11 protein-coding genes are annotated in these 15,605 nt (G+C 37.5%); 5 read left to right on the plus strand and 6 right to left on the minus strand.

Translation table 11 applies throughout. The features are described from left to right. Positions 1-63 precede the first annotated feature (63 nt). From BC008_RS40975 to BC008_RS40995, 5 genes are all read right to left on the minus strand, one after another. Positions 64-1,581 (minus strand): DUF5691 domain-containing protein, encoded by a 1,518-nt coding sequence (locus BC008_RS40975; RefSeq protein ID WP_027840835.1) that lies wholly within the window; start codon positions 1,579-1,581, stop codon positions 64-66. A 229-nt stretch (positions 1,582-1,810) separates the two neighbouring features. Continuing rightward, positions 1,811-3,121, minus strand: coding sequence for an SWIM zinc finger family protein (locus tag BC008_RS40980; protein ID WP_027840834.1), 1,311 nt, complete (start codon positions 3,119-3,121; stop codon positions 1,811-1,813). 124 nt (positions 3,122-3,245) lie between these two features. Beyond that, entirely contained in the window at positions 3,246-3,557 is a 312-nt protein-coding gene (locus tag BC008_RS40985) for a DUF6464 family protein (RefSeq protein WP_058184636.1), read from the minus strand. 571 nt (positions 3,558-4,128) lie between these two features. Continuing rightward, positions 4,129-4,635, minus strand: coding sequence for a hypothetical protein (locus BC008_RS40990; RefSeq protein ID WP_058184638.1), 507 nt, complete (start codon positions 4,633-4,635; stop codon positions 4,129-4,131). Positions 4,636-4,902: 267 nt separating this feature from the next. Next, complete coding sequence (locus tag BC008_RS40995) at positions 4,903-7,551, minus strand: ATP-binding protein (protein WP_235596013.1); 2,649 nt, start codon at positions 7,549-7,551, stop codon at positions 4,903-4,905. A 546-nt stretch (positions 7,552-8,097) separates the two neighbouring features. On the opposite strand from BC008_RS40995, the gene BC008_RS41000 reads away from it, so the two are divergent. Beyond that, positions 8,098-8,934 carry a hypothetical protein gene (locus BC008_RS41000; RefSeq protein ID WP_027840833.1) on the plus strand — a complete coding sequence of 279 codons (837 nt, stop codon included), beginning with the start codon at positions 8,098-8,100 and terminating at the stop codon, positions 8,932-8,934. A 32-nt stretch (positions 8,935-8,966) separates the two neighbouring features. Here BC008_RS41000 and BC008_RS49015 read toward each other — a convergent pair. After that, positions 8,967-10,051 (minus strand): IS630 family transposase gene (locus BC008_RS49015; RefSeq protein WP_235596014.1). Its coding sequence is split into 2 segments (ribosomal slippage): positions 8,967-9,577 and positions 9,577-10,051, totalling 1,086 coding nucleotides; the frame shifts between segments, so codons are not numbered across the junction. A 156-nt stretch (positions 10,052-10,207) separates the two neighbouring features. Here BC008_RS49015 and BC008_RS41015 point away from each other — a divergent pair. From BC008_RS41015 to BC008_RS41030, 4 genes are all read left to right on the plus strand, one after another. After that, positions 10,208-12,847, plus strand: a complete 2,640-nt coding sequence (locus BC008_RS41015; RefSeq protein ID WP_036264389.1) for a CPBP family glutamic-type intramembrane protease — start codon at positions 10,208-10,210, stop codon at positions 12,845-12,847. A gap of 1,041 nt (positions 12,848-13,888) precedes the next feature. Continuing rightward, positions 13,889-14,254, plus strand: coding sequence for a Mo-dependent nitrogenase C-terminal domain-containing protein (locus BC008_RS41020; RefSeq protein WP_036264387.1), 366 nt, complete (start codon positions 13,889-13,891; stop codon positions 14,252-14,254). Between the two features lie 33 nt (positions 14,255-14,287). Beyond that, positions 14,288-14,575 (plus strand): cupin domain-containing protein, encoded by a 288-nt coding sequence (locus BC008_RS41025; protein ID WP_036264385.1) that lies wholly within the window; start codon positions 14,288-14,290, stop codon positions 14,573-14,575. A 218-nt stretch (positions 14,576-14,793) separates the two neighbouring features. Next, a complete protein-coding gene (locus BC008_RS41030) occupies positions 14,794-15,540 on the plus strand; it encodes a creatininase family protein (protein ID WP_027840828.1) in 747 nt (248 codons plus the stop codon). The last annotated feature ends 65 nt before the right edge of the window (positions 15,541-15,605 follow it).

Below are 15,605 nucleotides of genomic sequence, written 5' to 3' on the forward strand. Positions count from 1 at the left end.
GGTTATGAATAATTTATTCTCTCAACTTCTGACTTTTTACTTTTTACTTCTTACTCCTAACTTTTAACTTTTCAAAGCTTCTTGCATCTCCCCCCGAAAACGCAACTTAGCCAAAAATTCATCTATACATTTATTCCAAAATTGATCTTCTTTTAATCCAGAAAGTAAAGTTGTAGCTTGTTCAATTGTGCAAGGTTCCATATAAAGAGCAAAGCTTTGCAAAGCAGAACGCAAATTCCAGTCAGATTTATTTTGATTAGACTTAATAGAATCAACTAACATCGACAGGACGCGATCGCTAATTTCATAATTCCAAGCATAACCACTATTTTGAAGTAGCTCATATGCTGGATGTTTTTGGTTAAAAACTTTGGATTGGTTTTCTAACAAAACATCTAAAACGAAACTTTGAGCTTTTTCTGGCGGTAATATTTTCAGCAATTCATCCTTATTCATCGCAACACCCACACTACCAAATTGGAATTGCTCGGAAACCTCAAGTAAAGCAATAGCCCAAGAATCATCTTGATTTCTAATAGCAGCAACAGCCCAACCCTCTAACAATACTTTTTTCCATTGGTTGTAATTAACTGCTTTTACCAATTCCCTTGGTGTTTTTTCCCAAGTATTACACCAAAAACTTGGCGGTACGCAGGAAAGCATTTGTAAAAATAAACTTGCTTTTTCACCCAATCCAGAATTATATCTCGATTGATCGATACCATCGCGAGTCATGTCTTGAGTGCAATTATGAGGTAGTCTAATTTCCATTGCTTTTGCATTCAGACTGATTAACGGACTGACTCGTTCTATCATCCGTTTGACTAAATCGGAATCTGGTAATTGTAGGAGTAGCTGCGCTGCAATATCTCGTACCTGCTTGCGGCGATCATCTAGGACAAATTCTAAAAATTGTTGATCGTTGACACTCAAGCCAGTTTGCAAAACCTGCAGTAAAGTTGCTTTCTCCTGAGCATTTGCTTTCTTCCAACTTTTTTCTAACAGTTCTAACGCCTGTTTGGGGTCTTCCAAGCGTAATTTTCGCAATAATAACTGTCTTGCCTCTAGACTCCCAGTTTCCCAAGTTTTGCGATCATTTTCACCTACTACATAATTCCACTCAGAGTTTTGTGCTGCTAACCAAAGTCCTCGTTTCCCCAAAACCGGTAAGATTAGATTTCTTAATTCCTGCTTTTTTCTCCCTAATGTCAATAAATCAGGTAAATACTTAAAAGGAACTCTTATTCTGAGTTTATTTGCTAATGTTAACCATTCCGGTAAAATATCGGAATGTTCGCCAGCTAACATTATTGATAAATGCTGTTGTGCGAATTGAGTGCAGCAAGGTAAATCATTTTGTTCGCAGGGCTTAAGTTGTGTTTGCTTATTTTTTACAGGTAATTGACCTGCTTTTTGATATGAAGAAATAGTTCCAGCAGCGCCAAGTAAATAAGCTTCACTATCATTACTATCGAGGCTACTTAATACTTCACCCAATTTATTATCTGGAAGGGTGAGTTTTAACTTTTGTCGTTCGGTACCGACAATTGCTGTTTTAACCAATTCTTGCCAGAGATTCATAATAATTATTAATTATTAATTATTAATTCGTAATTCGTAATTCGTAATTCGTAGTTCACACGCGCTAGAGCCTGCAGCGTCGACATTTGTCCTTGGCGCTGTCAAAACTGTTGTACGACAACATCCTCTACACCTAATACCGAACTAATTCGAACTAATTCAAATTACCTTAGCGCAAGCGCGTAGCAATACCTTAGGTATTGGGTGGCGTCAACCATATTACGAATTATTAAAGTGAAACAAGCATATTATCTGTCCACACACTCAAAGGTAAGAAATATTCACCATCCCATTCCCCAAATATATCGAGGGGATAACCACCACTGAGTGCTAATATTTGCCAATTTTTACGGGACTTGGGCTGGATGGGAAGTGGATGTTTATGCGCGTCATATACAAACCAAATACCATTTTTTTGATTAGGGATAACATCGTGCAACGCTACTGGAAATTGCTCTATCCAAGGATTACGTGCTAAAGCTTGAGCACAGGTTTGCATAATTTCAGCAATAGTTTTGCTTCCAGGTATTTTATGCAGTGGAGTCGGAATCCCATCACGATTTTTCACTATCGCTCTTAAAGGATAGGCGCTTTCAAAAAATACTAACTCTGCATCGATACAAGTTCCTGGTACGAGACTAGTATCAAATGGCTGACTACCATGGGCAAAATTAAGAATTAATGCTGTTTGTTGAGTTTGTTTTCCCCACAACCAAATACGCTGGGCTCTTAAACGGTCTTCTTCTTCCACATTTTGCCCTAATATTAGCCAAGAATCTTTTAATCCCTGTTTTTTCGATAATTCTTCCTTGGTTTGGGTCCAACCAATTTGGGTTCGGATATCTGCTTGTACCTCAGGCGATAATTTATCCAAGTTTTTAAAACCTTCAATCAAAAGGTAAACTTTTCCTAGCTGTGCTAATAATCTTTCTTGCCATCCTTCACCAGAAAAAGGAATGCTACCCATCTGACGTACTAAACGAGCTACTCCTGGAGCTTGGGCGTCAACTAATCTAGCAGCAGTACCGTCCCAAAAACTGTAAGATTCTCCTTGTACAGTGGCTAATCCTTGACGTATTAAATCCCGCAACCACAATTCTAAATCTTGCATTCCTGCAGTTACTTTATCCAAACGTTTTTGAGCCCGCTTAGCTCGAGTTGCAGGGTCAACTTCTTTCTTGACTTTCTCAGTCTGCTTAGCTTTTCTTTCTTTGCGGCTATCCAGCCAAGAAATTACCCACTCCGGTGGTACATTTCCACTAAATTTGCTAATGTCATTTGCAAATAAAAGAAACAAACCAAGACCGTGTTTGCACGGGAATTTGCGGCTAGGACAACTACATTTAAACGCAGGTTCTGTAAGATCGATTTGAGTGCGATAAGGATTTTTCCCACTTCCAAGACACTCACCCCAAAGAGCTTGTTCGTTATGACCCAAGGATGACCATTTTCCCGGATTGGCTAAAGCTTTACCATTTTTAGTAGAACTTGCATCTGGTGATAATGCCAGAATTTGTTCTGACGTCCAATTTGCAGACATAAGTTATAGTAATATATCTACGACAAAATATCCGAGAGTGATGATAATTTCTTGTAAACTGCCATAAATGCGTTGATAATTCAAATTTAAACTTCAACGCCTAGTTTTAACAGTCATACCTAGTTTAAGCTACTTCTTGATGTGCTTCATAAAAACGGCAATTTTCACATGGACCTTCGGGGTTGACAGCACAGCGCAAATAACCAGAACGGGCATTATATTGGCAACTAATATCGCCAACTAAATAACCAACTCCTTCTAAATAATAGCGGTCGCTGGGGAAGGATATGGTGTTTTCTCGAATCCTGTCTACGGTAAATCTTGTAGCACGTCGTCTAATTTGTAACCGCCGTCGCCACCTTTGTTTTCGCATTACCCACAGGGAGAATAAAGACGGTAAGAAACCGATGGCTACTACCACAAGTATCTTGAACATCTTCTATTTACCTTACTATTGTGCGTTGATTGTTTGAAACAGCAAGTATTATGTGCACAAAGTATCACCTACTCGCTTAAACCAGCATAACAGTTACTAATTTATAATTCGTAGCTCGTAGTGAGACGCGTCCTGACGGACGAACGTAATATGTCCTATCATATGGGGCGGAGCCGTTCATTGACGCAGCTACGCTGAACACCGTCAGGTGCGGGCTAACGGACACGCAATACCTATAGCTCGCTACCTACGGTTAAGCCTTACGGCATTGCTGCGCTAACGGCGCAAGCCGCGTGCATTCGTCTTTAGACGCGTCTAAACCGGTACGCTGTTGCTAGGCGCTAACATAGTTTGCATGAGCTAGAGCCTACGGCGTCGACTTTAGCCTCTAGCTGAACTACCTGCGGATCCAAGAACGTAATTCACATTATGGCCTTCAACCGAAAAATTTGGCTTTTAGCTGCTTAAGTTGAAATCAATGTAACGCCACGATCTACTAGCGTAAGCATACCTCAGGCATTGCATGGCGTTAATCATATTACAAACTATAAATTATTTACCTTTACAACAATTAACTAAGATTAATATATTTTTTTGCTTTTGCTTGTTTGAAGTGGAAGTTTTTTCTTTTGATTTGATGGCGAAGTTTTTGCGCTAAGTATTTCGCTTCTCTTTCCGAACGAAATAAATCGACCTTGCGTTTTTTTACGATTAATGTCCCATCTGATTTCTGTTGGACATAGGGTACAGTTAAGGGAATATAGCTACATACTTTTTTACAAGATATTTTTTTCAATGGAAATTGCTTGCTAGCTTGAGCTACTTTCTGCTCGTCCAGATTATCAGCAATCGTCTTTAATTCTAAAATCGCCGCTTCTAACTCATAAGCCAATTGGTTAATCCGCTTTACCTGCATCGATAAATGCTGCCATCCATCTGTAAAATCTTCTTGAGGTGGTTGCAAGGGAAGTATTACGGTATTTTTTTTCTTAAATAGACTAGAAGCAGATAAATAAGGTACTGGTAAAAGGATATTGCGTGCCTCAGATTGTCGATCGCCGTCAGGGAGTAATTTCATACTGATATAATTTAACCTCGCGGACAGTATCCCGGGCATTTTAGCAAAGTAAATACAAAAGTACTATTTTAATTTGAATAAAGTAAGAAAAATTTTGCGGACAGGGTTGCTAATACTCCACCAAATTAATTTTGCTAAGAGAATACAGTAATTGCAGGTTTATACGAGTATCATCAACTACTAAAACTGTATTTTCCTGGTGAGTAATATTCATCGACATCTGAACTAAATTTTTAAAATCTAAATTTTTAAACTAAATGATTTGATTTAAACTAATGGTTTAACTAATTTAATAATGGCTGCATCGTCAAAACTCTCACTAAGTTCTAGCAATTTGTTCGCAAAGGGAATGTATTGGGAATCAATTTGTTTAAGGTGATTAGCTTCTTGTTGCACATCGCCAATAAAACCATCCCTGGCTGCCTGATAAAGAACTATTAACAATTCTGGCGGTGGTGTGACAAATTTCGTTAGCTCAGTGACCTGTGGAGATGTTTCCTCCGTATCTAGCTCGCGATCCTTAATCCACTGGAGTTGTAAATGTTTTTGTAATATTTTTAATAATTCTGTAAATTCAAACGGTTTAGGTAGGAAATCCGTACAGCCAGCATTCAAAGTTTCTTGTGGCTCCACTCGTGACAAGTGGGCAGAAGAAGCAATTATTGGTGTTGTGGCAAAATTGGGAATTTGTCGTAAATGACGAGTCATCTTTAAACCATCCATCACTGGCATAATTGCATCTGTAATTACTAAATCTGGTTGAATTTGGATGATTTTATCTAGCCCTTGTCGTCCATTTTCTGCTGCAATTACTTGGAAACCTAAAGGTTCTAAAGTATCGATGACCACATCTCGGTTCGCCTGATTGTCATCCACTACCGCAATAGTTAGGCGTTCGCCTTGATAACCCACAACTTTACTATTGGAGAATTCAGTTTGAGCAGTCCATTCTGTCGTAGGAGATAACTCCACTTCAAACCAAAAAGTACTACCCTCACCCAATACGCTTTCAACGTGAATTTCACTTCCCATCATTTGCACAATTTGCTGGCTAATTGCTAGTCCCAATCCCGTACCTTCCACATTACGTTGTTGTTTTTCTGTTTGTTCGAAGGGTAAAAATATTTTCGCCAGCTTATCAGGAGGAATACCGATACCAGTATCTTCCACTAGAAAACGAATATGATAACTTTGGCCAGGATTCGTCTTATTTCCCAATACTTTAACTTGGAAGGTTACACCTCCTTCATCAGTAAATTTAACAGCATTACTGAGTAAGTTAAGTAATACCTGGCGCAGGCGTTTATCATCAGCACGAACAGCTATGGGTAGTTGCTCATTGGTTTGATAGTCAAGGAAAATTCCTTTTTGTTCTGCTTTGATCCGACAAATATCAACAGTAGCGGCTAAGAAATTACCTAAATGTAAATTTTGGGGATGGAGTTTCATTTTTTGCACTTCTAATTTAGAAAAGTCGAGAATATCGTTAATTAATGTCAGCAAATGAGAAGCACAGTTAAGAATAGTGGCTAACCCTTGTTGATGTTTATTTGCCGTTTCGGGGTCGCGCTGGAGGATTTGAGCATAACCCAATATGCCATTGAGGGGAGTTCTCAGTTCATGATTCATGTTGGCGAGAAATTCACTTTTGGAACGGTTAGCAACTTCTGCTAGTTCTTTTGCCTGTTCTAATTCAGTAGTGCGTTCTCTAACACGTTGCTCCAAATCAGTATTTACTTTCTCAATAGTTTCTAAAGAGGCTACTAAATCAGCTCCTGTTTGCCGCAATCGTACTTCAGATTTCTTCAGTTCTGTTACTGCTTGTTGGCGCTTGATCCACAAAGTTGTTAGGAACCACAAACCCAAGCCAAAAAACCCAGTCAGTCCAAGATAAATAATCAATAAAATAGGCTGTGCAGCCCACACTTGCTTTTCCAATCTTGCCGTTGGGACAAAGGAAACCAACTTCCATTGGTAGGATTTTGCATCTACAGTTTCTTGATCAAAACCAGATAACTGGGAAATTTCAGTACCCAATTTTGAACTCCAGATATCTTTGAGGGGATAAATTGTTGTAAAGCTAAATAAGCCGTTTACTGTCTGAAACTGACCTTTTTCCAAGGCTGATATCTGCTCCCATGCGTTAGGAAAGGCATTGGCAAAGGTACGATTTTTACCTTCTTCATACATGAACCCCCACTCATCTTCCGATTTTATACCCTTCAACCAATAACCCTGTGAATTAAGCAGGAAAATCTTGCTAGCAGTAGTGGCTTTTTCTTGTTTTAGTTGATTCAAAAGATCCTGAGCAAGATAGTTGAGTACAACCACACTTTCCATTTTTCCAAAATTAAAAATGGGAGTGGTAAAGCGAATCATTGGTTTAATTGGTTGTTCAATCTTGCCATTTTCTACATTTAAATCCATTGGTGAAATGAAAATTTCTCCTTTGCGTAAGTTAAGGCTATTGCGAAACCAGTAACGTTGTGATTGATTTTGTAAGTCACCATCTTGAACAATTTTAGGCTTTCCCTCATTGAAATTTACCCTTACCCTTTCTTGCCCAGCAGTATCAAGAAGGCGTATCTGGTCATATATCTGTTTCTGCTCAGACATTACCAGAAATTTTTTGCTAAGTAACTTTTGAAACCTCTGTTTACTCTGGGGTGAAGTTTTATAACTTAGTAGGATATGCTCTTCATTCCACATGGTCATCATCATCAAATCAGCCCGAATGTCACTAAAACGATTTGCTAAATTTGCTGCTCTGATGCGAATGCTCTGATTTTCAATAATAGTAATTGCACGGCGTTCGCTGTTCTTCTTGTTTTCATAAAATCCTACAAATCCAATACCCAAGAACATAGCTACTGGCAAAAACATACTGAGAAACCGCTTGACGATCTTTGCGGACATTGAGAAACTCCTTTTAAATCTGCAGTTAGTTCAGATCCAAACCTTATAACTACATAAATAATTCCCAATAGTAAACAACAGCAAACATCCCATCGCGAATGATCACATAACTAATTCATTTATAAATCAGTATAATTTCTGTTTACTATGTCTTATCGATCATAAATCGAAGCAATTCCCAACAATTAAAAAAATTATAAAAATAAAATACTGATATTTATTTGAGGTGATTGAATTTTATATCAAAGTCGATTATTGAAAGTTTAGTTTTTTAAAATCTTGTGCGCACTCTGTTCTATTTGAACAGAGAGGTTTAAATTACGAGTCTAAAGCCAAAAAAAAATCTCAGACTTTCTAATCCTAACGATACACAAGGCTAAAGCCTTGTGAGTCGTATTTCATCCCCTCGCTAAAACGGAGGGGTTCTCATGCTCCCACGTTATTTACGATAGGGGTAGTATTCTTTGGACAAGAAATACTTGGGGTACTGGTTTTTATCGGCGAACTTTACTCAGGGTATTTGCCAAAAAAGATGAATATATTCTCATGGGTTCTAGCACCGTTGGGGTAGGAAACGGAGATATCTTACTTTATAAACCTGCAACAGTAACTGGGGATGTAGCAAAGGAATTTATTCCTAATACTGCTGATTTTAGTTGTAATACAGATCAATTAGGAAGAGGAAAAATCCAAAACCGTACTGAGGAATTAGCTGGTCCCAAACCAGTATCCGGTGGTGATAATCCTAATGTGTTGTTAGTAAAACGAATCACATCTATTAATAGTAATATTACTAGTAATGGCGGAGATAATTTAAGTATTTATAACCAAGATGATAGTGATCACTACGATGACAACGTAATAGAAGGTGCAAATCCTCCCACTCAACCACACAAAGATACGGATAAATGGCCAAATACTAGCGGTAAAGACAGTAGCAGCTTCCTTATTGGTGGCATCAATGGTGGGAAAGTCAAACCAGGAGATGATATTGAATATACCATCTACTTTCTCTCCACTGGCAAGAATGAAGCCAAAAAAGTATTATTTTGCGATCGCGTTCCCGAACATACTACCTTTATTCCCGCAGCCTTCAATAGTTTTTCAACCCAAGCTCCCAACGGTTCGCCCGGTGTCCCAAGAGGAATACTCTGGCAATATAATGATGTTATCGAATCTCTAACTAATACCCAAGATGGTGATGCAGGTCAGTATTTTCCTCCAGGAGTAGAGCCCACAACTGTTTACCCTGATATTGATTGTGGAGGTAATAATAGTAATGGTGCAGTAGTCGTAGATTTGGGCGACCTCCCTAATGCGATCGCACCCGGTACACCAACAGGTTCTTATGGTTTTGTTCGCTTCGGGGGAAAGGTGAAGTAGGTGGATAATCGGCGTTGGTGCGTAATATAGGACTAGTATTTGATTTTTGAAAAAACTCCGTACATCTGGAGCGACATAAAATCAAATGTAGTGTTTCGGATAAACCACTCAAACATCCACTTTAAATGAGAGAAGGAGGGGATTAAAGCACAAAAGCGCCGAACCCATGTTTTTGCTTGTAACCAGATATCTTCTATTGGATTTTGTTCCGGGCAGTTAGGAGCAAAACGAATACAATGAATCTTCCATTGTTCTTCAGGTAAGCCCTGGTTTATCTCGCCTAAAAATTCTTGGATAAGATGGGAGCGATGATAAGAAGCGCCATCCCAAATTAGGAGTAATCTTTGGTTGGGTGACTGTGATAACAAGTAACGTAAATAATCAATTGTATTGTCTGAGTTACCAGCATCATATGCTTTAAGGAGTAATGTACCGTCGAGATAGTCAAGAGCGCCATAGTATGTTTGTTTCTCCCGTTCATTAACTACTGGAACTGCTATTTCTTGGTCAGTCCTTGCCCAAACATAGCCGATGGCATCTCCCCATAAAAGATGACACTCGTCTATCAGCAATACCCTCAAAAGCCCTGATTCTATTTCCTGTCTGCAGCTTGCCAGCAATGCTTCAATCTGTTTTTTTTTACTGCAACAGCCTCTGGGTCAGATTTTGGATTATGCTTTGTGGTTTTTTTCCAACTAATTCCTGCTGCATCAAACAAATTGTAATAGCTTCGTTTAGATTCATAAATTACGTCGTATTCAAAAGCCAATTTATACTCCAGTTCTCCAAGCTCCCAGCATGTCTTTGTTTGTAACCAACTTAATACCTCTTCTCTTTGTTCGCTGCTCAAATAGCTTTTCCTTCCTTTATGATTTAGCCGTAGTCCATCAATCCCACGTTCCTCGTAGGCTTGCTTCCAACCTGTTATTGAACCAACAGATACATCTAAAATGGTTTGAATTTCCTCATACAAATAACCTTGATAAACCAGCTTTACTGCTAATGCCTTCCTTACCTCACGCGCATCTGGACGAAGAGCTATAAATTTTTGTAAATCCTCGATGCCGGAGGCTATGCCCTGCGGGCTTATCGCAGATTGTAGATACTGACTTATCATTGTTATATCTTAGACATATTTATCTATAAGTATTATTTCGTAGTTTTTTTCAAAAATCAAATATTATTCCTATAAATAACCTATCACCAGTTACCCATTACCCATTACCCATTAATATAAGGTCGTGGATATAGATATAGGTAAATATTTGTTGATATGCCAAGCCACCGCAAACTTTACCGGCGACCTAGACCGCTATTAATAAAGTTTATTCTGTTGCTAATTGCAACTGTATATTTTACATTTAATACTTCACAAATACTTTTAGCACAACAAGTTAGCAATTATTCCATTCATTTCCAACAAGTTTTTAATCAACCCCAGTTCTATCCTATTAATCAAAACCAGACTCAAAATATATCATTTGACCTTTATCAACCTATAGATAATTGGGTAGGAAGATTAATTCTACCCCAAAAACAAGAAATTAAACCCGGTGAAGATTGGGTGTGGATGGAAATACAACAGGTACCGCCACAAATAAAAAATGACAACTTACTAGGAAAAGTAGTCCGCTTGGAATGGAAAAATACTCCCGAACTTAGGTCTTATATCAAAACTGTCAAGCGAGATGTTAAATTCACTGCAAATACTGAAGCAAGCCAAAAAGAAGGAATAGTCCATCCTTCTCGTCTAAACAATCGCTCCCAAGTTGGACCGTTACAATCCCTTGCAGGTTTTAGACCCAATGATGATGTTATCGTTAGTTTTCATAATTCTGAACTAATAACGTCTGTAGATAGTTTTAATCAAGAAAAATTAAATCAAGAAAAATTAAATCAGAAAAACTCAAAGGAGGATAATACAAGTTTTATCCTAAAAATTGATCGCGAACCTGTTTTAGCAACGGGACGTTTTTACGGTTTGGTAAAAATTCTCAGTTCCCAAGTAACTTCTCAACCTGCAAATAAACTTGATTCTGTAGCTAGGAACGAAACACTTCAAGAAATAAATACAACCTGTACTCAAACTCATCTTTGTGCAAACGAATATTTTACAGTAGTTCATTACAATCGAATATCAGGAAAATTTGATGGTCAAAAAGAAACTATTCGTATTCCTCAACAAGTTATCGATACGCGAGATATTCCCCCTTCGACTGCTTACCAAATAGAAGCTTCAACTGCAGGTGCAAATGGTTGGTATATTTATGGAGCCAGAGATAAAAACGGGATATTTACCGTCCAAGCTTTAGCACCGCGTTCTTTATTTCAATTACAACCAAAACGCGTAATTTTAGGCGAACAAGCTGGATTAACCTACATTAAAGAAAAAAACTGGCAGATAGATCGAACTGATAAAGGTAAAGTCAATACTGTTTTGATCGATCCAAATATTAAGGAAAGCAAACAAGCTATATCTCAATGGCAAGTAGGAGATAAAGCAATTGTTTTAAACTTGTTTGGTGGAATTGGCGGAAAAAAAGCAGAAGAGTTAGGCGTACCCAAAACTATCACTGGACATTTTGCCTTTGGTGTAGCTCAAGTAGTCCGCGAACCCATTACCCAAGAATTACAATTTGACGTAACATACGGGCAAGTTTATGCTCATAATCCTGATGGAATTATTTCTGCAAAACATTCTTGGGTAAATTATATGGGCAATCTGACAAGAGGGTGGATGGCAACCCGCCCAGTTGTCGATATTCTCATTAAATTCGATCCAGTGACCCAAAATTATAATTTTGATGGCGTTAAACTTTCACCATTACAAGAATTTTCGCAGCAATTGCAAATAATGATGGCACGATATCGAGTCGGTGACGGAACTGGAAGTGCAACCGTTACTCCCGCAACTTCTTGCGTTCAAGATTCAGCCCAAGCTTTATATGCAGCGATCCAAGTTATTAAACAAAAAGTTAGTTCCAGCCCAGATATTCAAAATTGGTTAGCAAATCATCTTGACGATCCCCAAACCGAACGCTTCAATAAACTAATTACTTTGGGACAAAGCCTAGAAAAAGACCTATTTCCCTTGGGAATAATTCGGGCTGACTGGGAAAGCAGCATCGGAAATTTAGCCGGAATTGATAACGGTAAAAATCAACTGAAAAAACCATTTCGAGATCCCAGTATTTGGGCTGCATTAACAACTTGGAGAACCATGATGCCCCGACAAGCACAAGATGAACTTGCTACGATGTTTTTACAGCAAGGTGGTAAACTGTGGTTCCTGGAAACAAATCAGGTCGGAGGAGTAAACTCAGATATTCAACCCTTAGCAGCCACACCTTTGTTGGGAACGATCAAGATTCCTTTTACTAATATTTCTCCGATCCCCGTAATTCTTCATCGTATTTTAGCTGCAATTGCTATCCCCTCAATTCAAGATTGGTTAATAGCCGGATTAATGCTAATTATTTATGGCGCGATCGCCCTACCTTTGGGTTTCTCTTCCGGCTTTTTACAAGGAGAAATATGGTCTGCACCTTTGTCTCAACACTGCTTAGCTACATTACAAATTCTGTTTGCCCCAGCTTTTGTAGAAGAATTAATCTTTCGAGTTTTACCCCTTCCCCACCCCACAGAAATCATCAATTGGAGTCAATGGGTGTTTTTAGCAGCATTGCTACTTCTATTGTTTATCTTTTATCATCCTCTAAATGCTAAAACCTTTTATAAAGTTGGAAATCCAACATTTTTTCAGCCAATTTTCCTCATTTTGGCTGGTTTGTTAGGGTTGACTTTAACCATTGCATATGGGATAACAGGTTCTTTGTGGATAATTGTTTTTATTCACTGGATCGTTGTTCTTGTTTGGTTACAGTTATTTGGTGGAATGAAAAAATTAATTTGAAAGTCATTTGCTCAAGGCATTTTTAAGGTTCGAATTTTTAAGGTTTGAAGTTATCGGGTTAAAAGCTCTCTTAAGCCTTAACTATAAATTTTCTCTATGAATTTATGAAGTTAGATAATTTTTTCATTACAAATGCTTGCAACTTAATATTCCCTAATATTTATGACGAGATATATGAGAAATATATAACGGATTGTAAGTAAGATACAGATCAAAAGTTAAAACTCCACTTAAGGTGTAAGGTGCACATCTTTCCTGTAAAATCTTAATATATATTCTGTAGGACATATTTTCCTATTTTTAGTGAGGCTAATCCTTGCTGTAGACGGAACTTAGGATACTCATAATAGCTCCCAGGATTTGACAATTCTGTTACAAACACAAACACAAATTAGTTTATGAGAAAATTTTATCAATTATAGATATTTTTTAATAAAATTTGTACTTATGATTAATTGATATTTACCTATTTTATGATTTTTTGCTTTGAGATAAAAATATTAGATTTATGCCATAACTTAATCTATTAAGTAATCGTAATTTACGACTTTAATATAAACAATTCATATAAGTTATTTAGCAACTAATCAAAAAATTAAGTTTTGTAAAATTGCTTACAATTTGAAAGAATTATATAAAAGTAGTTGACCTTTCAAAGATATAAGGGTAAAACCTATATAGCATGTGTAAATAAGCATTATTTGCAATAAAGTTGGGGGATTATAGGCTTTAACTGCATTAAAAACAAGTTATTAGCATAGGAAAGAGAGAAACAGTGGGTATTGCAAGTAGTAAATCAAAGAAAGAAAAGTATCATTGATTTTTGATTGTTTTGTAGTCAACAGGACAGTTATAAGATTGGTACTAGGCTTAAATATTAATTAGGTCAATGATTTTAGAATCGCACATGAAGTAACTAATTTTATATGCGGGTTTTTTAGTTTCAGTCTTGTAGTGAATTTGGATTATTTGAGAACTACAAATAAAGCAATCATCTTCAGACAACTTGATTTTTTATTTTGATAAAAGAGGCTTAGGACTATGGTGAATACAAACAGTCGATCAATTAATTTTTCTGCTTACGTTCAACCTGTCGCATCTAACGATATCAAACCAGCAAAAAAAGTATCAAAATTAAAATCTTTCCGATTTAATCTTTTGCAACCATTACGTCAATCCTTGGATAGCCTAAATATCAAAAATCGTAAGTTTGCAAAGTTCATAGCAAAGTCGATCCCAGCCCAATGTCCCTTTGAACGCGATATTGTAATTTTTAGTCGCAAAATAGGTCATATTCCTCCCTTATGCAAGTTAAACCCTTTGTACGAAGAACTAGTGTGCTTGCGTTTTCGTGCATTATGTTATTTGGTAGATGAATGTGGTGAAGATATAGAATCTTACTGCTAATATTGGATTCAGATTGATTTGCGACTATACGCGATGGAAACTAAAAGCTCAGAAATTACAATTGAACATCAACCAACCCCAGAACAGCTTCAGAAATTAGGTGTATATAGTTGGGATATTTGGACAAAAGAGGCTTCAAAGTTTCCTTGGAAATATGATTCTCAAGAGATCTGTTATTTTTTAGATGGTGACGTCATCGTAACTCCCGACAATGGACAACCATTGCAGATGGGAAAAGGTGATTTGGTTACATTTCCTGCTGGGATGTCTTGTACCTGGGAAATCAAAAGCGATGTAAAAAAGCATTATAGTTTTGATTAGTTTTTAGGGAATTCTCAAAAATAACTCCAATAAATACTTCCCAAAAAATAATTAATACCACCATTTATTACCTGTAGGATGTACAAATGCCTACATATTGCTTGGTGTTGGTTTGTTTTAAAAGATATTTCTATCGAAGATATTTCTGGAAGTCAAACTCTTCTAGTGAAAACTAGGGTAGGGTTAAAAAAGTTTTACGAAAATATCGGATAGTATCAATGCTGTTACATTTGAGTACTTGGCAAGAAGTCGAGGAATATTTACAGCGCTCTCGCGGGATAATTGTACCAATAGGTTCAACGGAACAGCATGGTCCAACAGGTTTAATTGGTACTGACGCCATATGTGCAGAAGCAATAGCTAGTGCAGTTGGGAAAGTGACACAAGCCATAGTTGCACCGACAATTAATGTGGGTATGGCGTTGCATCATACAGCTTTTCCCGGTACCATTAGCCTGCGTCCAAGCACAATGATCCAACTGGTCAAAGATTATTTGACCTGTTTGGTAAAAACTGGTTTTTGCAAGTTTTACTTTATCAACGGACATGGCGGTAACATCGCGACTCTGAAAGCGGCTTTCTCGGAAACTTACGCTCACTTAGCAGATTTACAGCTATCTAATGCTTCACAGGTACAATGTCAAGTGGCTAACTGGTTTATGTGTGCAGATGTGTACAAACTGGCGAAAGAATTATATGGTTCGGAAGAAGGTTCCCATGCAACACCTTCAGAAGTTGCCTTAACCCAATACGTTTATCCAGATTCTATCAAACAAGGAAATTTATCTGCAGAGGTAAATAAAGAGCGAAAAATATACAGCGCAACCGACTTTAGAGATCGTTATCCAGATGGGAGGATGGGTTCTAATCCCAACCTTGCGACACCAGAACATGGTAAGCAATTTTACGATTTAGCAGTTAAAGAATTAAGCAATAGGTATTTGGAATTTTTGAATTCACAATAAAAGTTCATCTAATTAATGGACTATGATGGACTTATAGTTATATTCAAAGCACTGTAGAGACGTTA

This window comes from Mastigocoleus testarum BC008 (assembly GCF_001456025.1).
Taxonomy (GTDB): Bacteria; Cyanobacteriota; Cyanobacteriia; order Cyanobacteriales; family Nostocaceae; genus Mastigocoleus; species Mastigocoleus testarum.

Coding starts and splice junctions, on each gene's coding strand:
- BC008_RS40975 (WP_027840835.1), bottom strand. CDS start 1,581: ATGAATCTCTGGCAAGAATTGGTTAAAACAGCAATTGTCGGTACCGAA.
- BC008_RS40980 (WP_027840834.1), bottom strand. CDS start 3,121: ATGTCTGCAAATTGGACGTCAGAACAAATTCTGGCATTATCACCAGAT.
- BC008_RS40985 (WP_058184636.1), bottom strand. CDS start 3,557: ATGTTCAAGATACTTGTGGTAGTAGCCATCGGTTTCTTACCGTCTTTA.
- BC008_RS40990 (WP_058184638.1), bottom strand. CDS start 4,635: ATGAAATTACTCCCTGACGGCGATCGACAATCTGAGGCACGCAATATC.
- BC008_RS40995 (WP_235596013.1), bottom strand. CDS start 7,551: ATGTCCGCAAAGATCGTCAAGCGGTTTCTCAGTATGTTTTTGCCAGTA.
- BC008_RS41000 (WP_027840833.1), top strand. CDS start 8,098: ATGGGTTCTAGCACCGTTGGGGTAGGAAACGGAGATATCTTACTTTAT.
- BC008_RS41015 (WP_036264389.1), top strand. CDS start 10,208: ATGCCAAGCCACCGCAAACTTTACCGGCGACCTAGACCGCTATTAATA.
- BC008_RS41020 (WP_036264387.1), top strand. CDS start 13,889: ATGGTGAATACAAACAGTCGATCAATTAATTTTTCTGCTTACGTTCAA.
- BC008_RS41025 (WP_036264385.1), top strand. CDS start 14,288: ATGGAAACTAAAAGCTCAGAAATTACAATTGAACATCAACCAACCCCA.
- BC008_RS41030 (WP_027840828.1), top strand. CDS start 14,794: ATGCTGTTACATTTGAGTACTTGGCAAGAAGTCGAGGAATATTTACAG.